At 42.3% G+C, this 19663-nt stretch carries 18 protein-coding genes and 1 other RNA gene; 16 read left to right on the top strand and 3 right to left on the bottom strand.

The genetic code is table 11. The features are described 5' to 3' along the window. Nucleotides 1-250: 250 nt before the first annotated feature. From asnS to ABE28_RS14050, 4 genes are all read left to right on the top strand, one after another. Nucleotides 251-1543, top strand: a complete 1293-nt coding sequence (asnS, locus tag ABE28_RS14065) for an asparagine--tRNA ligase (protein ID WP_064462975.1) — start codon at nucleotides 251-253, stop codon at nucleotides 1541-1543. A 116-nt stretch (nucleotides 1544-1659) separates the two neighbouring features. Next, nucleotides 1660-2355 (top strand): DnaD domain-containing protein, encoded by a 696-nt coding sequence (locus tag ABE28_RS14060; protein ID WP_064462973.1) that lies wholly within the window; start codon nucleotides 1660-1662, stop codon nucleotides 2353-2355. Nucleotides 2356-2376: 21 nt separating this feature from the next. Further along, nucleotides 2377-3033 carry an endonuclease III gene (gene nth, locus ABE28_RS14055; protein WP_064462971.1) on the top strand — a complete coding sequence of 219 codons (657 nt, stop codon included), beginning with the start codon at nucleotides 2377-2379 and terminating at the stop codon, nucleotides 3031-3033. Then, nucleotides 3030-3581: a YpoC family protein gene (locus tag ABE28_RS14050; RefSeq protein WP_064462969.1), complete on the top strand. Its 552-nt coding sequence runs from the start codon at nucleotides 3030-3032 to the stop codon at nucleotides 3579-3581. Before nth ends, ABE28_RS14050 begins: the two co-directional genes overlap by 4 nt. A 146-nt stretch (nucleotides 3582-3727) precedes the next feature. Here ABE28_RS14050 and ABE28_RS14045 read toward each other — a convergent pair whose 3' ends face one another. Then, a complete protein-coding gene (locus ABE28_RS14045; protein ID WP_064462967.1) occupies nucleotides 3728-6463 on the bottom strand; it encodes a PBP1A family penicillin-binding protein in 2736 nt (911 codons plus the stop codon). Between the two features lie 28 nt (nucleotides 6464-6491). After that, complete coding sequence (gene recU / locus ABE28_RS14040; protein ID WP_083232095.1) at nucleotides 6492-7103, bottom strand: Holliday junction resolvase RecU; 612 nt, start codon at nucleotides 7101-7103, stop codon at nucleotides 6492-6494. Nucleotides 7104-7248: 145 nt separating this feature from the next. Here recU and ABE28_RS14035 point away from each other — a divergent pair, with 145 nt between their 5' ends. From ABE28_RS14035 to ABE28_RS25525, 4 genes are all read left to right on the top strand, one after another. Beyond that, nucleotides 7249-8196: a DUF2515 family protein gene (locus tag ABE28_RS14035; protein WP_064462965.1), complete on the top strand. Its 948-nt coding sequence runs from the start codon at nucleotides 7249-7251 to the stop codon at nucleotides 8194-8196. A gap of 361 nt (nucleotides 8197-8557) precedes the next feature. Next, entirely contained in the window at nucleotides 8558-8830 is a 273-nt protein-coding gene (locus tag ABE28_RS14030; RefSeq protein WP_064462963.1) for a hypothetical protein, read from the top strand. A gap of 65 nt (nucleotides 8831-8895) precedes the next feature. Beyond that, nucleotides 8896-9264, top strand: a complete 369-nt coding sequence (locus ABE28_RS14025) for a YppE family protein (RefSeq protein ID WP_064462961.1) — start codon at nucleotides 8896-8898, stop codon at nucleotides 9262-9264. Nucleotides 9265-9343: 79 nt separating this feature from the next. Further along, nucleotides 9344-10057, top strand: a complete 714-nt coding sequence (locus ABE28_RS25525) for a YppG family protein (RefSeq protein WP_064462959.1) — start codon at nucleotides 9344-9346, stop codon at nucleotides 10055-10057. 68 nt (nucleotides 10058-10125) lie between these two features. Here the strand turns inward: ABE28_RS25525 and ABE28_RS14015 are convergent, their stop codons facing one another. Further along, entirely contained in the window at nucleotides 10126-10587 is a 462-nt protein-coding gene (locus ABE28_RS14015; RefSeq protein WP_064462957.1) for an Hsp20/alpha crystallin family protein, read from the bottom strand. 137 nt (nucleotides 10588-10724) lie between these two features. Between ABE28_RS14015 and ABE28_RS14010 the strand changes: the two genes are divergently transcribed. The 8 genes from ABE28_RS14010 to ABE28_RS13970 all read left to right on the top strand — a co-directional run bounded on the left by ABE28_RS14010 (nucleotide 10725) and on the right by ABE28_RS13970 (nucleotide 19480). Continuing rightward, nucleotides 10725-11489, top strand: a complete 765-nt coding sequence (locus ABE28_RS14010) for an alpha/beta fold hydrolase (protein WP_064462955.1) — start codon at nucleotides 10725-10727, stop codon at nucleotides 11487-11489. A 122-nt stretch (nucleotides 11490-11611) separates the two neighbouring features. Then, a complete protein-coding gene (locus ABE28_RS14005) occupies nucleotides 11612-13891 on the top strand; it encodes a DEAD/DEAH box helicase (RefSeq protein ID WP_064462953.1) in 2280 nt (759 codons plus the stop codon). Nucleotides 13892-13931: 40 nt separating this feature from the next. Then, the gene (locus tag ABE28_RS14000; protein WP_064462951.1) at nucleotides 13932-15230 is read left to right on the top strand and encodes a ribonuclease H-like domain-containing protein; all 1299 of its coding nucleotides are present in this window, start codon (nucleotides 13932-13934) and stop codon (nucleotides 15228-15230) included. A 412-nt stretch (nucleotides 15231-15642) separates the two neighbouring features. Then, nucleotides 15643-16146, top strand: a complete 504-nt coding sequence (locus tag ABE28_RS25810) for a spore coat protein (protein WP_257390594.1) — start codon at nucleotides 15643-15645, stop codon at nucleotides 16144-16146. A 64-nt stretch (nucleotides 16147-16210) separates the two neighbouring features. Then, nucleotides 16211-16762: an SLOG family protein gene (locus ABE28_RS13990; RefSeq protein ID WP_064462949.1), complete on the top strand. Its 552-nt coding sequence runs from the start codon at nucleotides 16211-16213 to the stop codon at nucleotides 16760-16762. A gap of 201 nt (nucleotides 16763-16963) precedes the next feature. Further along, entirely contained in the window at nucleotides 16964-17275 is a 312-nt protein-coding gene (gpsB, locus tag ABE28_RS13985) for a cell division regulator GpsB (protein WP_057915139.1), read from the top strand. A gap of 77 nt (nucleotides 17276-17352) precedes the next feature. Beyond that, nucleotides 17353-17742, top strand: an RNA gene (rnpB, locus tag ABE28_RS13980) — RNase P RNA component class B. A gap of 586 nt (nucleotides 17743-18328) precedes the next feature. Further along, complete coding sequence (locus tag ABE28_RS13970; protein ID WP_064462944.1) at nucleotides 18329-19480, top strand: THUMP domain-containing class I SAM-dependent RNA methyltransferase; 1152 nt, start codon at nucleotides 18329-18331, stop codon at nucleotides 19478-19480. Nucleotides 19481-19663: the final 183 nt, after the last annotated feature.

Genomic DNA, 19663 nt, shown 5'->3' with positions numbered 1-19663 from the left:
TGTGATCGATAGCCGGTTATAATATGGATGATTGGAGAACATTTCATGATTTTGGTTTTGATTACAGCCCGACATTCTTCGGACTTGTAAATAAGCAAACCATCAAGCTACCTGTGAGTCGGCTTCCAAAAAGATGATTGAGAGCGGGTGAATATCCGATAGGAGATTTATTTGCTTGTAAGGAGGGCTATAGGTATAATAAGTAGAGTAAATTCCTTAGTAAGTTAAGCTATTTTTGGAGGGAAATTCCGTGAAAATTACAATAAAAGATGCAAGCAAGTTCGTCGATCAAGAAGTTACGATTGGAGGCTGGCTTGCCAGCAAACGTTCCAGTGGGAAGATTGCTTTCCTTCAAATTCGTGATGGCTCCGGTTTCATTCAAGGGGTGGTCGTGAAGGCTGAAGTGGGTGAAGAAATTTTTGCCCGTGCGAAATCGGTTACACAAGAGACATCCTTGTACGTAACGGGTGTGATCCAAAAGGATGAACGTTCGCCGTTCGGCTTTGAATTACAAGTGAAAGATATTGAAATCATTCATGAATCATTGGATTACCCGATTACACCTAAAGCACATGGACCTGAATTTTTGATGGATAATCGCCATCTGTGGCTGCGTTCAAAACGTCAGCATGCTGTCATGAAAATCCGCAACGAAATCATCCGTGCTACATATGAATTCTTCAATGAAGAAGGATTCGTCAAGGTAGATCCCCCGATTTTGACTGGCAGCGCTCCAGAGGGAACGAGTGAATTGTTTGCAACTAAATATTTTGATGAAGATGCATACCTTTCACAAAGCGGTCAGCTTTATATGGAAGCGGCAGCCATGGCGCTAGGAAAGGTATTTTCCTTCGGACCGACTTTCCGCGCTGAAAAATCCAAAACAAGACGTCATTTAATCGAGTTTTGGATGATTGAACCTGAAATGGCCTTCATCGAATTTAATGAAAACCTGGAGGTTCAGGAACAGTTCGTTTCTTCCGTCATCCAGTCGGTGTTGAAAAATTGCCAGCTTGAGCTTAATACCTTAGGCCGGGACACGGCCAAACTTGAACAAATACAAGCTCCTTTCCCGAGGATCACGTACGATGATGCGATTAAATTCCTTCATGAACAGGGATTTGAAGATATACAATGGGGTGATGACTTTGGGGCTCCGCATGAAACGGCAATTGCTGAAAGTTACGATAAGCCGGTTTTCATCACGCATTATCCAACTAAAATCAAACCTTTCTATATGCAGCCAGCCCCTGGTAGGGAGGAAGTCGTTCTTTGTGCAGATTTGATTGCCCCAGAAGGATATGGAGAAATCATTGGCGGTTCGGAGCGAATTCATGATCAAAAATTGCTTGAACAGAGAATAAATGAGCATGGATTGAGCGAAGATGCATACAAATGGTATATGGAATTAAGAAAATACGGCTCTGTACCACATTCAGGCTTCGGTTTGGGGTTGGAACGGACGGTTGCATGGATCAGCGGTGTGGAGCATGTCCGTGAGACGATTCCGTTCCCACGTCTATTGAATCGATTATATCCTTGATTTCTTGATGAAGCGGTTATCTTGTCATTTTTGGCAGATAACCGTTTTTTGTTAAAATTATAAACTTATTCGGGGAGCCGTATTCATGTTATACTTAAAACGAGGTGTCCAAAAACATGAATAAAGAACATTTATATGCGTGGTTTAAGGAAGGAACGATAACAATTCCATCCTTTTTGTTGACTAACTATAAGTCATTGGGACTTAATGAGCAAGAAATGGTCCTATTATTACAATTGCAAAGCTTTATCGATAAAGGTAACCATTTTCCTGCACCATCCCAAATATCCGATCGAATGACCCTTCAGGAGACGGAGTGTCTATTCTTGATTCAGCGGTTGGTTCAAAGGGGATTCGTGCAAATGGCTGTTGAAGAAAATCAAGAAATTGGCCAGGAAAAATATTCGCTAGCTCCGCTATATGAAAAAATGATGGACTGTTTCCTGAAAACGTTGAAGCAGGCAGAATCGGCTGAAGTGCAAAAAGCGGAGGAGAGCCTCTATACGATTTTCGAACAGGAATTTGGCCGTCCGCTATCTCCTTTTGAATGTGAGACATTGGCAATGTGGATGGAGGATGACCACCAACCTGAAATCATTAAGTCAGCGCTCAGGGAATCAGTCATTTCCGGGAAATTGAATTTCCGTTACATTGATCGAATATTGTTCGAGTGGAAAAAGAATGGGATAAAAACTTTGTCACAGGCAAGGGAGCAAGGACAAAAGTTCAGAGTCCATCAAAAGAGGGAACGTAAAACGGAAACTGCACAACCAATCAAAGATGTGCCCTTTTATAATTGGCTAGAGCAGTAATGCAAATGAAGGAGAACGAAAATGTTGAACAAAGCTCAAATTCGATATTGTCTGGATACAATGGGGGAAATGTTTCCCGATGCCCATTGTGAGCTGAATCATTCCAATCCATTTGAATTGGTGATTGCTGTTGCACTTTCAGCTCAATGTACCGACGTATTGGTCAATAAAGTCACGAAGGATCTTTTTCAAAAATATAAAACGCCTGAGGATTACATAAGCGTTCCGATAGAAGAGTTGGAAAATGACATTCGCTCGATCGGTTTGTTTCGTAACAAGGCTAAAAATATTCAAAAGCTTTCGCGCATGCTGATCGACGATTATGGGAAGGTAGTGCCCCGGGACCGTGATGAGCTAGTTAAATTACCAGGTGTCGGAAGAAAGACGGCGAATGTGGTCGTTTCCGTAGCCTATCATGTGCCAGCGATAGCAGTGGATACGCATGTAGAGCGTGTTTCCAAGCGTTTGGGATTTTGCCGCTGGAAGGATAGTGTCTTAGAGGTTGAAAAAGCATTGATGGTTAAGGTTCCGAAGGATGAATGGTCCGTTACGCATCACCGTTTGATCTTCTTTGGACGCTATCATTGCAAGGCCCAGTCACCACAATGTGAAATCTGTCCACTTCTTGATTTATGCCGTGAAGGAAAAAAACGAATGAAAAGGAAAGAAGCCATTTGACGCAGTTCCTATCATTAAAAGTGCCCAAGCAATTGAATCATCCCTTATTTTTCCCTGAAAAGGAAATTATTTTAGAAACAGGACACTATGCAGCTTGGAGTGAGTCAATTCCATTTGAGGCTTTTCCATTTGAAGTCCTGTATTTAAATGAAGTGGTTTCATATACACCCTGGACAAAGGGGGCTGAGCATATAAAGGAAATTCTGGAAAACTGGAAGCAAATTGAGACGGAATGCAGATTGCTGTTTTCAGAACGGAAAGCAGGACAGACCTTAGAACTTATGAAGAGGGGAATCAGCTTATTTTTGGCAGCAGTTTTCTGGTTGCATGGAAGGCCTGTGATGCTGAGAGCCTGGCAGGAGCAAATGGAGTCCTTCCATACGATTCCGGTTAATGTGGCTGAAAGGCTTGCGTTCATCCTTTCCAGACCGGCTTTCTATCCCTCATATAGGCAGCTTAGCGAGCTGTTCCAAGAATTTGAAAAACAATATGCCAAATACATGATGAAACATGCACATGTCAAAAAAAACGTCCAAGCGGAAGCTTAGACGTTTTTTTGATTTGATAGTTTAACTGCTTCATTCCACTTCACTTTGCGTGAAAATTAGGTTTAATAGGTTGCTCTAAGATAGAGTTCTTTTTGAAGATAAACAAAACCGCCTAGGTTATAGCCTGGACGGTTTTGTTTGTTTAGTTAACCATTGTTACCATTATCCTGGTCTTTATCTTTTTCCGGATCAGGCTCAGGGGCAGGAGTTTCCGCGGGTTTATCTTCTTCCACCGTACCAGGGTCGGTACCGGTATTCCCATCCTCACCGTTTTCATCATCTTTGCCTTTTCCGTCATCCGGGTTGTTGCCATTGCCATTATTATCAGTGTTGCCGTTCCCATTATTATCAGTGTTGCCATTATTATCGGTATTGCCATTATCAGTATCGCCATTGTTGTTTTTGTCTTCATCCTGCTTATCTTCATCGCCTTCAGCCGGCGTTTCTTGATCAGGATTTTCATCTTCAGCCGGATCTTTAATCTCATCATCCGTACCTTCCGGATCCTCCGCTTCTGCAGGGATATTCACGGAGGTGCTTGCAGGGTCACTTTGTTGACCATCCGCCAAAGCTACCACAGAGAAGGTATATTTACTTCCTGGGTTTGGTTTTGGAATCGTTAAACTAGTATCCTTCGATTTCTTCAATACACTCTGAGCACCGCCATCAACGGACATCTTCACCTCGAATTGAGTATCTCCGTCACCTTTAGGATATGCCCATGATAGGTTGATTTGATTACCTTCTTGATCGTAAGAAGCACTTATACTAGGTTTGTCGATTTTTTCATATTCTGTCGTCACCTGTGTCGGCTCATGGCCTTTAACATAATACTCATAAGTGATTTTACTGCTCGGTGTATAGGCATTGGCTTTTACCGCTGGATTCGAACCTTTAATGACGCCAACCTTCACAACGCTGTCCGGTTGATCAAAGTCCTTCGTTTCCTTTGTTTGCGCCATATGCTCCATCAAATTCTTAAAGATCGCCTTAGGAATCCTTTGCGATGAATCTCCAAGGTATTCCAGTTTTTTGCCTGATGCATTATCATAACCAGCCCAAACCGCGACTGTATAATTGGTTGTATATCCAGCCATCCAGCTATCTTTAACACCGGAAGAGGGGATGTTGTTTGCTGCACGCTGTTCAGGCGTGAAATTGGTTGATCCCGTTTTACCGGCTACAGGCAGACCAGGTATATTCGCTAGCCTTCCTGTTCCATAAGGTTCATTCAAGACGCTCTTCAACATATCCGTCACGATGAAAGCAGTGGAATCCTTCATGACTGGCTTCGATTCAGTTTTGTTCTTGATGGTCGTTTTGTCACGTAAAACGATCTTTTTCACACTATGCGGTTGATTATAAGTCCCGTTGTTTCCGAATGAACTATAAGCCCCGGCAAGTTCAAGGGTCGATACGTCCTTGCCGCCGCCAAGTGAAGCTGATTCGGTAATTTCCTTATCAAAGGGAATGCCGAGCTCGACGGCAAAATCTCGTGCCCTGTCCAATCCGACTTCCTGAAGTGTTTTCAAGGCAGGGATATTTAATGACCGCGCCAACGCTTCGCGAATGGTTACCGTGCCATAATGTCGGCCTGACGCATTCTTAAGCGGAGTTCCATTGGTATATGAATATTCCTCATCTTTAATTGGTTGGTAGGTGGACCAATTCAAATATTCTACAGCAGGACCGTAATCCAAAATCGGCTTGATTGTCGATCCTGGTGAACGCTTGGCATCCGTGGCGTAATTCCAGCCGCGTTTGACCGTCGTATTCCTGCCGCCGCCGACTGCTTTGATTTCACCGGATTGCGTATCCAGTAAGGTGATCCCAGCTTGAAGATCCTTACTTGGATAATTGATGATTTCATCACTGTTCAGCATTTTGTAAACATATTCCTGGGCGTCTTTATCGATCGTCGTTTGGATTTCCAAACCATCGGTGAAGACGTTATAGTCACCCATATCACCGACTTCTTCGATTACTAAGTCAATGAATGCATCGTAAGCAGTCGTATCGATTTGACTTTTATCAATTTCTTGCAGTCCTTCTTTTATATCGATCGCTTGTGCATCCTTCATTTCTTTTTCGGTGATATATCCGTGTTTATTCATCAAGTGAAGGACGATATCACGGCGTTCCTTCGCGCGTTCCGGATATTTGTACGGATCATAACGGCTTGGGCTTTGCGGTAACCCGACAAGCATGGCCGCTTCATTCAATTTCAATTCGTTTAGGTCTTTTCCATAGTAGGTTCGTGATGCAGTTAAGATCCCATTTGCACGGTTAGCAAAGAAAATCTTATTCACATACATTTCAAAAATTTCTTCTTTTGTATATTTCCGTTCAAGCTGGATGGATAGCCACATTTCCTGGACTTTCCTTTTAATGGTCTTATCAGGCGTCAAATAAGAACGCTTGATGACCTGCTGGGTCAATGTACTTGCGCCCTCTGAGCCGAATCCGTTTTTGACGTTGGCTATGACGGCACTGCCCAGACGTAGGAAATCTACTCCGTGATGTTTATAAAAACGGGAATCCTCCGTTGCGAGGAAGGCATGTTCGACAAGATCGGGGATGTCTTCATAATTGACAAAATCCCGGTTCTCGGTACCGACTTCAGCCAGCAATTTGCCATTCTCATCAAGTATTTTGGATGTGACTGGATCTTTCAATAACTTTTCATCGAGCTTGGGGGCATCGCTTATAAAATAAGCCAAAGCCGCGCCTCCTGTAACCAATCCGACGATCCCGATCGTTACGAGTATAAGGAAAATGCGCTTAAGCATATTGGTTGACTTTTTAGGGCCGCTTTTCGGGACCTTTTTTTGAGACTGACCCTGCTTTCGGCGCTCTTCTCTAGTATTATATTTTTCAGCCATTACAGCTAACCTGCCTTTCTAAAAAAAACTAAAAATTTTCTGCGATAAGCGAATCTACTACTTTAATATAGTCAATTCTCGGTTGAAAGCCAAGAGTAATCTTCTTTGAGCTGTTTTCAACCTCTTTAAGAGTAATGGATTTTCGTCCGCCATCTTTCATTCTCTGCCAATAAAAACTCAATTGCTCGGAACTCATTAAGTATATGTCATCCTTTGCGGAGAACCGGATGATCACAAAGGCAATTCCGTCATGCTGGACGATGTGTTTCATATGTTCAATTTGATGATCATGAAAGTTCTTGAGGGGGAAGGAATTGCCATTTTTCGTTTCCTTTGCCTCAAAATCAATGTACCTTCCTTTATAAACACCATTGTAATCAGTGGTCGATGCTTGTTTGAAGTAAGCTTCCTTGATGACGGCAGCACTTCTCTTCGGGTAGTGGACATCGACAATTTGAATCGGTGTCGGTTTTTTATGGATGACGGCTATGCCGTGTGCTAAATAATACTGGTTGGTTTCGTTCAAGTCGTCTTCCAATGTTTTTCCCCGGTTGCTATAACTGATTTTTTTTAGTGGGCTTTTCTTTTCTTCCATGGCCTGCGGTTCAAATCTTCGTCCGTTGGGATAATGAAATGCCACTTTTACCCCTCCTTTTTTTCACTTATCTATATTAGCAAAAAAAGAATCCAAAATGTGAATAAAAAGAATTGTTTCTTAGAACGATAGGGTTTAAGTACAATGATATGTCACAATTCACACGCTTAAGGAAGGGTTGATATCTTAAATGCATTTGTCAAAGACGGAAAAGCGATTGCTCCATTCCATAAAAGTCCAAACAGCAAGAGCGAATAGAGATAATATATCAAGAACGAAGGCATATGAACAATTTTTTAAAAAACATCCCGAAATTCAATGGTCTTTTTTAGCAGGAATGGTCTCCAGGAATGCAGGCTGGAATATGTGCGATCTTGAAGGGATTTGGTTTTCCCGGATGCTGGGCCTTAAGTACAGGCGACACTTATTCCTTACATATGAAGAAGCCAATTGGAGAATATTTCAAGATGCATATCCGCAATTACTTCTCTACCACTATTCGACGAGGAATGGTCGCCCTTTGTTTCACTTATGTCGTTTTTTTTTCATTACTCAATTCATGACAAAGGCATGGAATGCCTTTTGGAAACACGGGAATAAAGAAAAACTGGTCACTGCACTTATAATAAACGAACAAAATATCATTGAAAAACCGGTTATCAAAAAACAATCCTTCGTTTTTCATTCTTTATTATTTTTCCTGCAGGATTGGATGCATTTTAGCACTGTGCTATTCCCCACCTGCAATGGAAAGCTCTATGGCTCATCCGTTTCCCATTTCAGAAATATCGATGAAAGGATCAAATTGGGGAAAAGGTTGGCCGGCCTCTTGTTTTCCGAAGAATTGTTTCCGCAATTTCTTGAGTTTTCCTATAGAACGGAGCCGACCGGGGCTAGACTTGATTATGAACAATATAGGGATGAACCGAGATTCCATGAAACTCCGATGCTGCGAAGAGTTTATCCGGTGATTTCCCATCAAGCAGGGAAGACAGAACAGTGGGATATGTTCAGGAGAGTAAAAAAGGATTGGTTCATTGAGCCGGAGTGGGAGGAAGACCCGCAATTGACCGAATGGTATGACCATAAGCAGAAACAGCTTCACCTAGCCGTAATGGTCAAGAATTGGATTTATTAGAAAGTAAACAGGGAAGGCAGCGTATAAAACCTTCCCTGTTCGTGGTGCTAACCTTCATCCGTTACGTTGAGGGATGGTTTTTCCCGCTAAGTTTCGGGTTGCCGGTTCCTGCCTTTTTAGAGGGCGGCTTTTGTCGTTTTTCGTACTCTTGCTCTTTGCTGTCATTCGACTGCATGAAATCACCTCCTATATGATGTATTTTTGTTTAAAAGTCCAATCTTCATTCTGCCATTGTTGTCGAAGGGCATAATAAATTAAGTGAATTCCACTTTCTTTGCCGATTCGCTTCTAGTTTTGTCAGGCATGAAGGGCTTTAAGATAAAAAAAAGAATAGTACAGGTAAAGAATGGGAGGGGTCAGCATGGTCAATAAAAGTGTAGCAACAGAGGAAATATTGAGGATGATAGCTGAGATCAGTACCAGCCTGGATCGCTTGGAACTTTCATATGGGGAAACTGTTAATACAGTACGGTGCAAACTATGGGCAGAGCAATATACATTGGTGAATGATGCCCAGGAGGCCATAGAGAAAGCCGAGGATTTTTGGGTGAATACTGCAGATGACCGTTCCTTTTCCTTCATTACGGAGAAATCGGTGAATAAGCCCAAAATTCTGACTGAAGTGCAGATATAAGCCCAAAATTTCATTTTTTCAGGAACTGGATTATACTTAGGGAAAAATCTCCGGAGGAATCCATTGTGGAAAAAGAAAAGCTGCAACGATTGACAGAAGAATTAATAACATATACGGCAAAAGCGAATGATATCTATGAGGATGTTCGTGAAGAAGGAAAAGAAAAAGATTTTTATGCTGAAGTCAAGCCATTTGCTGATCAGGTAAGGGAAGCGTGCGACGAGTGGGAAGCTGGAATGAAGCAATGGATGAGGGAAACCGAATTCAAGCATCTGTTCCCTGAGCAAATCGAACAAACAGCCCATAACCTTTCCGATGTAGCCGTACAGGCATTTTTTCCGAAGACCAGCTATAAGCGATTCAAAAGTCATGTCCAATCCGTCGACTTTATTTTGCATAATGTAAAAGCGGAAATCGCACGGATATTATCATAAAAAACACCTACACTTTATTTCCTCTTTTTTCATATATTATCAGAACGATGTAATGAAAAGAGAGGAGGGCTCATTGAGCATGATGAGATCCGGTTTTAACCAATTCTCCCCACATCCAGGACAGTATCCTCAATCACTGCCGGACTACGGGGGTGGATACCAACAGCACATGCAGTATCCCTTGCAAAATGAACAGAATCATGAAACCTTCTTTCCCTCATATCCGCAAAATTCGGAGGGCTATATGCTGCCATTTCATGATAATTATCAGCAGGGTGCCTATCAGCCATTTCAACAAAGTCAGCCGCAGACAATTCCTGTAAGTGCGCAGCATCCGGGAAACAGTGTCATGCAGCCGATGTCCCCGACACCGCAAATGCAGCCAACGCAGCAAATGCAGCCGACACCGCAAATGCAGCTGACACCGCAAATGCAGCCGACACCGCAAATGCAGCCAACGCAGCAAATGCCGCAAATGCATTACATGCCACACATGCAATCGAATCAGTACAATCAGTATCCGCAGCAGCAAGCGTTCAGCCCTTTCGACAACCCACTGTTGCCAGCCAAAAGGCCACCTATTGGACAACAGCAGGCCCATAACCCTTATCCGAAACAGCAGTTCATGCAAAAGCCTCAGCCATCAGGCATCAAATCGGTGATGAACCAATTCAAAACCCAAGATGGCTCCATGGATATAACGAAGATGATGAATACAGCTGGACAAATGATGAATACGGTTTCTCAAGTTTCTTCAATGGTCAAAGGGGTAGGGGGCTTCTTTAAAGTTTAATGATAAATAAAAAAAAGGCAGACTTACAAGTGACCCAGCCACTTTTCTAAGTCTGCTTTTAATTTTGCCTAATTGATTTCAATTCGATTTCCTCTAATTTTGGGCAGGTGCAGTGTAAGGATGCCATCGCGATGGCGTGCAGTCACATGTGCATCATCAATTGGTTTTTGAAAGGTTATGGTGCGTGACATGCTCCCTGTAGTGCCATCCTTTTGAAACATGCCATGAGGGCCATGCTGTTTATGCGGTTTTTCGGGCTGCCTCGCCGATATGGTCACTGCCTGTGTCAGCACATCAATCGATATTTGGTTGCGTGCGATGCCAGGCAGGGTAGCTGTCAGGATATATTCCGAATTTGATTCTTGTATATCAACCGGAAAGCCGCGTTCTTTAGTGGAACCAAAGAATTCATCCAAAGATTGCAGCATGCCTTTAGGAGGTCTTTCTGAAAACAGCCGATCCATTTTATTGATGAAATGAGTAAACGGTTCGCTTCGAGTCCTATTATTGTTTTTTTCAGAAGAGGTCATCACGGTGCTCCTTTCTAAAAATTCCTTTGCCTATAGGCTATGTGAAGCCTGAAGATTTGTGAATGCACGAAGGTTTTAGAAGGGGAGCTACGGGGAATAACATTATGGATGAATATAATCGGAAATGAGGGATTAATATGACAGAAAGTAGCAAGCTTTCTTACATAGATACGGGGAAGGGAAATAAAACGTTGCTATTTATCCATGGTTTTTGCGGAAGCCTTGAATACTGGAATGATATCGTCTCAAAATTAAAAGATGAATACCGCATAGTGGCTGTCGATTTACGGGGACACGGTGAAAGTGAACCGATTGATGCATCTTTTTCAATCGAAGATATGGCAAATGATGTCGCATCGGTGCTGGAAGAGCTGGAAATCGATCAGGTTTATATGTTTGGACATTCTCTCGGCGGCTATATTACTTTGGCGTTTGCTGATAGGTTTCCTGGGAAATTGTCTGGTTTTTCACTGGTTCATTCCACCGCCTTGCCTGATGATGAAGCGGGTAAGGAAGGTCGTTTAAAATCCATTGAAACCATCGAAGCGAAGGGGGTACCTGATTTCATTGATGGGCTTGTGCCTAAGCTTTTCGCCCATTCAGATGACACTCGCATAGAACCAATGAAGGAAATCGGATACAAAACAAGTGAAAGTGGAGCGATTGGCTCATTACATGCGATGAGGAATAGAGTGGACAGAAATCATGTACTAAAAACAACGAAGCTGCCTGTCCTTTTAATTGCAGGTGAACATGATAAGGTCATACCTGCAGAAAAAACTTTTTCCGTAAAAGGTAACCATATTCAGGAAATTACCCTTGAAGGTTGCGGCCACATGAGTATGCAAGAATCTCCAAGGAGATTGGTCGAAGAGATCAGGCAGTTTGTCGATACGAATTAACACACTATAGATTAAAGCAGGAGACGGGATGTTGCCGTTTCCTGCTTTTTTTTTTGAAAAGGAAATAGTTTCCCTTTTGCATAGAACGTTCATTCAGTAGAATAGGGATATGAGGTGGGTATATGAAATTGAGAAAAGATTTACAAGAAGTTATCTCTGATTTAAAAACGAATGAGGATTTTAATGAGAATATTGTACATTGGCAAGTAATTGAAGCAAAAGAGGCTAAGCATGTTCCTTTTCCGGAACGGTTGGATGAAAAAATCAAACAGGCATTGTACAAAAGAGGAATCGATGGGCTGTATACCCACCAGGCAACTGCATTTGAAACAGCGGTAAGCGGCAATAGCCTTGTTGCGGTCACGCCAACGGCATCCGGTAAAACATTATGCTATAATTTGCCGGTCCTTCAAAAAATACTGGAAGATGAAAAAGCGAGGGCGCTTTATATTTTTCCTACCAAAGCGCTTAGTTACGATCAAAAAAGCGAATTGAACGAAATGATCGACGAAATGGAAGTTCAAATAAATAGTTACACGTACGATGGAGACACACCCTCCAACATTAGACAGAAAATCCGTCAGGCTGGGCATATCGTTATCACCAATCCAGATATGCTTCATTCTGGAATCCTGCCGCATCATACGAAATGGGTCTCTCTTTTTGAAAACCTTAAGTATGTAATCATTGATGAGCTTCATATATACCGGGGCGTCTTCGGAAGTCATACGGCAAATGTCATTAGAAGGTTAAAAAGAATTTGCCGGTTTTATGGAAGTGATCCCGTATTCGTGTGTACATCCGCTACCATCAACAATCCTAAAGAGTTGGCCACGGAGCTTACGGAAACCCCCATGGTCCTCGTCAATAATAACGGGGCGCCTAGTGGGAAAAAACACTTTGTTTTTTACAATCCACCAGTCGTCAATAAACCGCTGAATATTCGAAGAAGTGCGGTTTTGGAGGTCAGGAGGCTGGCAAACGAGTTTTTGAAAAATAAAATTCAAACGATCGTTTTCGCCAGGAGCAGGGTTCGTGTAGAGATATTATTGTCGTATTTGCAGGAACTTGTATCAAAGCAGCTCGGGCCAAAATCGATCAGGGGCTACCGTGGCGGCTACCTTCCGACGCAGCGTAGAGAAATTGAACAAGGCTTGAGGGATGGCTCCATTTATGGAGTGATATCAACAAATGCACTGGAGCTGGGAGTCGATATCGGCCAGCTTCAAGTTTGCATCATGACCGGTTACCCTGGTTCAATATCAAGTGCCTGGCAACAGGCCGGCCGAGCGGGAAGAAGGCATGGTGAAGCACTGATCATCATGGTTGGCAGCTCCAGCGCCCTTGATCAATATATTGTACAGCACCCTGATTATTTCTTTAACAGAAATCCAGAAACGGCAAGAATCAATCCGGATAATCTTCTGATCTTGGTTGATCATGTCAAGTGTGCCGCATATGAGCTCCCGTTTAAAAAAGGGGATACGTTTGGAAAGGCAGAAATCATGGACGTGCTGGAGTTCCTTACCGAAGAAAGGGTCTTGCATCAGAATGGCGATAAATGGCATTGGATGAACGATGCATTTCCTGCAAGCAATATAAGCCTTCGCTCAGCAGCCCAGGAGAATGTCGTAATTATCGATCAAACCAATGCCCCGGGCAATAAGGTCATAGGAGAGATGGATACGTTCAGTGCGATGACTCTTCTTCACGACGAAGCCATCTATTTGCATCAGGGCACCCAATTCCAAGTGGAAAAACTGGATTGGGAAGAAAAGAAAGCTTTTGTGCGTGAAGTGAATGTGGATTATTATACGGATGCTAACCTGGCTGTGCAGCTGTCTGTATTGGAAGTGGATAAACAGCGGATCTTCGCTTCCACTTCTGCGGCCTTTGGTGACGTAGCCATCCGGGCGATGCCGACGATCTTCAAAAAAATCAAATTTGAAACGCACGAAAACATTGGATCAGGTCCTATCACTTTGCCTGAAATGGAATTACATACAAGTTCCGCGATGCTATCAACGGAGCCTGATATATTTGAATGGGACGAAAATCGCATCGAGCAAGGCATGATAGGTGCCTCCCATGCACTTAATTGCATAATTCCGCTATATGTTATGTGCGATCCTCATGATATCCATGTGTATCCCCAGGTTAAGGCGGCGCATAATGAGAAACCGACGATTTTTATCTATGATAGTTATCCAGGGGGGATAGGCTTAAGTGATAAAGTATATGAGAATTCTGAGCTGATTCTCCAAGAAACGATATCAATGATTGAAAATTGTACGTGTGAAAGCGGCTGCCCTTCCTGTATTGGAACGGAATCCGCTGCCATGACAGCCAAAAGTGATGCCAAAAGGTTATTAGGGCAATTTTGTAAGGAAAAACGATCATAGAGTGCTAGAGTGCTGATATTGGAAAAAAGGGGTGTTGTTCATGTCTTTAAAAAATAAATTAAACCGGATGAAAAAGCATATGAATCTAGAGCCGGCTACGCATTCTTTGCCTGTTGCTAAAAATGCCGGGACCGGAAAGGACATTCCTTATCTCGACAAGTGGTTGGAGGACGATACCGTTTCTTATCATTTCGATGATGACTATTGTTTCATCAGGGAGGTACGCTACCCTTTGAATCATGAACATGGGATATATGCCTTTTCCGAACTGAAAAAGATCGTAAAGGAATGGAATCAAACGCCGCTTTCGCATCCACTTTCCACTAAGGGTAGGAAAAGTGAAGAGCTCTTTTTTTTCGATACAGAGACGACAGGGCTTGGCGGTGGTGCGGGCAATACCATTTTTTTGCTCGGATATGCTTATATTGAAGGCGAAGAGGTAGTCGTCAAGCAGCATATCCTGCGAGAGCCAGGAAGTGAAATACCGCTATATCAAAGCTTCCTTGAAAGCATCAATTACGAAACGCTCGTCACTTATAATGGGAAGTCATTTGACTGGCCTCAGTTAAAAACGAGGCATACCCTGATTAAGGAACACGTTCCGAAACTCCCTGAATTCGGACATTTCGATCTATACCATGCTTCTAGGAGGCTATGGAAAAATAAATTGGAACGCGTGAAGCTGTCGGCAGTCGAAACGGATATTCTAGGAGTACATCGGAAGGATGACATTCCCGGATATTTGGCACCGATGATATATTTTGATTTTGTTGAGAGAAAGAATCCGGAAATTTTATTCGGGATCATGAAGCACAATGAAATGGATGTTTTATCATTGATCACTTTGTATATTCATTTGTCCCGGAAAATTCTCCAAATGGATGGATATACGGAAGAATCAATGGAAATTGCACGATGGCTCGATTACTTGGGGAAGAAACAAGAATCGGTGGATGCCTATGAAAAAATACTGGCAGCTGGAAACGAAGAAGACCGGATTATTGCCGGCCACGCCCTTGCTTTTCAGAAAAAGAAGCAGAAACAATACAATGAAGCGCTGGAAATTTGGAGGGAGGTTGCCTTGAAGGGGCAAGTACAGTTAAGGATAGCGGCAAGTATTGAATGTGCAAAATTATATGAGCATCAATTCAAGGATATACCCAACGCTATCGAATGCTCTTTAGCTGCACAACAAGAGATGAAGGGGGAAGAGCTGGGACTCCCTTCCAAAAGAAAACAAATCGAGCTGGAAAAAAGGATTCACCGGCTCGAACAGAAAAAAAAATCCAACGATATTGCCAATGGTGCAAGAAAATCAGCGATGCCAATCAGTGAGTAAAAAAAAGAATACAAATATTGTAGCCTTCAACTATTATGTGTAAAATGGAAAGAGCTGAGGATGTGAAAGCCTCTTGATGCTGCTTTCACTTCTTGACATCAATTAAATTTGAAAGCGGAGCGGAGAAATGCATAAAACGACTTTATTTCTATTTTTTGTTGTCCTTTGTTTAACGATTGTTTTATTTACATCACTAAAAGGCAGTTTATACTCCTTTTTATAAGAAAAAGCATAACCTGAATGAATCGCATTAAGGGTTAGCCACTGTATATGATGTGTATGCGGCGTCCGTCACAAGAGTTTTATGCCTATTCGGTATAAATAGGTCATTTCCTCAGTACACGTCTCCCCCTTTTTTCATAGTCTGTAATGGTAAGACTAAACTTATCAGACGAAAGGGGACGTATTTTAAATGAATTTTCGTAATTGTGGAGGAAATAACGCCAATGTAATGGGAGCTTATGGGAACGCACCAGGAGTAATGGGCGTATCCAATAACAATAACGCCAATGTTATGGGCGTATCAAATAATAACGTAATGGGTGTATCAAATAATAACGTAATGGGCGTATCCAACAACAACAACTCTAACGTTATGGGCGTATCCAACAATAATAACTCCAATGTGATGGGTGCTTATTCCCCACCGATGCAATATAGCCCAACGCAAACACTTCCATCCCAAACGGCTCCAGCACAAGTCAACCCAACGAAGCAATATGTCAATACGAATGTATCGAACACAGTGATTCCTGTCGTTCATCCATCACATACGACAACCGTCAACAAACATGTGAACACGTATAAACATTACTTCCCGCATACACAATCCGTGGTGAATGAATGCTATACCCAAAACTTGATTTGTGGCAAGCCGCACAACCCGTGCTGTCCACCTAGGCATTTCGGATACTAATGAATAAGGGCTATCAAGCCCTTATTTTCATACATAATCACTAAAAAGGGAGATTGGCCAAGCAATGAAGGTTTTATATTTGACTGGCTACAAAGCTTTTGAATTCGGGATATTCAAAAATGACCACGAAGCCGTAAGATATATAAAGAAAGCGATTGAACAGCGTCTCTTGCCGTTGGTGGAAGATGGGCTGGAATGGGTAATCATATCCGGTCAGCTAGGTACCGAGCTTTGGGGAGCCGAAGTGGTATTTGAAATGCGGGAGCATTATGAACAGCTGAAATTAGGCGTTCTCACACCCTTCCTGAAACAGGAGGAATCATGGAACGAGACCAATCAAGAGTATTATCGATCGATATTGGCACGTGCCGATTTTGTGCAATCCATATTCAATAAACCATATGAAGGGCCCGAACAATTGAAAATGAAAAATAAATATATGATCCATAAAAGTGATGCGATGCTCATCATTTTTGAAGCCGAAAAAGATGGTTCAGCCAAATACCCATATTATGAAGCGCTGAAACAGGCGGGAAATCAACCATACCCAATCTACCAGGTAAACTTTGATGACCTGCAAATGGCGGCGGAAGAGGGCAACTGGTCGGAACAATGACTGTGTGAAAATAATATGGATTAAAAGTTGTTTCTGAAAGCCATTCATATTATGATGAAATTTAGGTAGAGATTCACGGGAGTACATAGCGTGCACGTAAACAGTATTCATTTATTGGTGTGTTTCGTTGACAAACCCGGTCAGATTTGAAAAAATAATAAAAAGTCGATTGTATTGGCGAAAGTATTGAGGTGAAGTCTTATGCTATCCGATAAGATAAAATTAACGGCTAAAGATATTCTTGAGAAGGATTTTAAAACAGCCATGCGCGGTTATAAACCTGAAGATGTCGATCAATTCCTGGATCTGATCATTAAAGATTATGAAGTGTTCCATCAGGAAATCGAAGATCTTAAGCAAGAAAATCTCAAATTGAAAAAACATGCCGAAGAAAGTACAAAACGTCCCAACCAACCTGCTCCCAGTGCAACTCCGGGAACCACTAACTTTGACATCCTAAAACGGTTATCCAATCTGGAAAAGCACGTTTTTGGAAACAAGCTTTTTGATTAAGATCTTTTACAAAAAGGAAAATGATTTTGGTGTTGTGTTTTGATAAGTAATGAAGTATAATCAATGATGTTATGTTAACGTTTGGGTAATTGCTGCTGCATTCTTTGCAGTAGAGGAAAGTCCATGCTCGCACGGACTGCGATGTCCGTAGTGTTCGTGCCTGGCGAAAAAATAAGCTTGGGCAGCAGTCTTGGATTGCTGACGGCTGGGAAAATGCCTAAGTCCTTTTGGATATGGCATGACTACCTATAAAAGTGCCACAGTGACGGAGCCTTTACAGAAATGTAAAGGGTGGAACGAGGTAAACCCCACGAGCGAGAAACCCAAATTAATGGTAGGGGCGCTTTCTTCCTTGGAATTGAACGAGGAGAAGGACAGAAGCCATGCTTCTGTAGATAGATGATTACCGCCGAAGTACGAGACGCAAGTCGCTTGCAGTACTGAGGAACAAAACATGGCTTACAGAACGTTATCATATTATATCAAAAGCACAACTCTCCTTTTATGAAGGAGAGTTTTTGTTATATGAAGCAGCCCTTTAATAAAAAGTGGACGGATTTCATTATTTTTCGATATCCAAAACTCCTCTGTGTTACACTAAGTACTTGGTGGGCTTCGAAATCAAGAATCACAAAGTTTTCCGGTTATCAGAAGGACAATGGATTATTTCATCCACTGCCTGTATGCTTCTTAAAAAATACGTGAGATCGTTAAGCTATTCCATGATTCTGGGTATCCTATATAATATAAGGATTCAATAATAGTTTATATGGATGGTTGTGAATAGCTGCACGAGTATCGAAATTTCATCAATAAACGATTCCGGTGCTTGCCAGTCGATACATAGAATGTGTGTAAGCTTTTAGCGTTGGAGGGACTGCATACGGCGAAGCTTTGTAAAGCGGCAATCAATGACGAACGCTAAGAGAATTAAAATGGAAAGTGAACTTTTTTGAAGAAAGCTTTACTTGCTTAAATCGATGTCCCGTCCGGCAAAGGAAGGCAGCGCTGGGTGACATCGATTTGGATTAATGGAAAGAAGGTGCAAGGCTAATGAAACAATTCGATATTATCGCTACGTCAGCAATGGGATTGGAATCCATTGTTGCCAAGGAAGTTAGGGACTTAGGCTACGAATGTCAGGTCGAAAATGGAAAGATCATGTACAAAGGAGACCAATCTGCCATTGCCCGCTCCAATTTATGGCTTCGGAGTGCAGATAGAGTCAAAATTAAAATCGGAGAATTTAAAGCATATTCTTTTGATGAGTTGTTTGAAAAAACGAAGGCCTTGAATTGGGAAGATTATTTGTCTGCCGATGTCGAGTTCCCTGTTAGCGGTAAATCCGTTAAATCGCAGCTATATAGCGTGCCTGATTGTCAGGCTATCGTCAAAAAGGCGATCGTTGACAGATTGAAAAGCAAATATAAACAAGTATCCTGGTTTGCTGAGACTGGTCCTTTGTTTAAAATTGAAGTTTCCATCTTGAAAGATGTAGTGACGCTTACAATGGATACCTCAGGTGCAGGCTTGCATAAACGGGGATATCGGACCGGGCAGGGGGAAGCTCCCCTTAAAGAAACACTGGCCGCAGCCTTGATCATGCTGACCAATTGGAAACCGGATAAACCCTTTATAGATCCATTCTGTGGATCTGGAACGATTCCGATCGAAGCAGCTTTGATTGGGCAGAATATAGCACCTGGATTCAATAGGGAATTTGTTGCGGAAACGTGGTCGTGGATGGACGGTAAGGTCTGGGATGAAGCGAGGAATGAAGCGGAGGACTTAGCCGATTATGATCAGTATTTGGACATTTCCGGTTGTGATATCGATCATCGGATGGTCGATATAGCCAAAGCTAATAGTTTTGAAGCGGGCCTAGGGGATTTGATTGACTTCAAGCAGATGCAGGTGCGGGATATCTCAACCAGGAAAGAGTATGGTGTCATCGTCGGGAATCCGCCTTATGGAGAACGTCTCGGGGAGAAAAAAGAGGTTGAACGGATGTACCGGGAAATGGGCCAAGCCTTCAAGAAGCTAGATACATGGTCCGTATACATGATTACCTCCAATCCTGACTTCGAGCAGCATTATGGTAAACCGGCAACTAAAAAAAGGAAGCTATTTAACGGTTTCATTCGGGCCGATCTTTATCAATATTGGGGGAAACGCCCGCCGAGACAGCCTCGAGTGGATGAGTAGGTCCTGAATAATGGAACATTTTGAATAGTCAGGACGTTTTATTCATAATAGGTTCCAGTCTTGCTTATCATTTCCTTTTCTGTTATTCTAATAGTGAATTATTTTTGTTCAGATTTAAGGAATACCTTAATGTGCAATGAGCAAGGATAGTAATATAATGTGTGGAGAACACACTAGGAGGCA

Source organism: Peribacillus muralis, from assembly GCF_001645685.2.
Taxonomy (GTDB): domain Bacteria; phylum Bacillota; class Bacilli; order Bacillales; family DSM-1321; genus Peribacillus; species Peribacillus muralis_A.
Note: the sequence above shows the minus strand (reverse complement) of the source record. Positions and strands in the feature narration are given on the sequence as shown.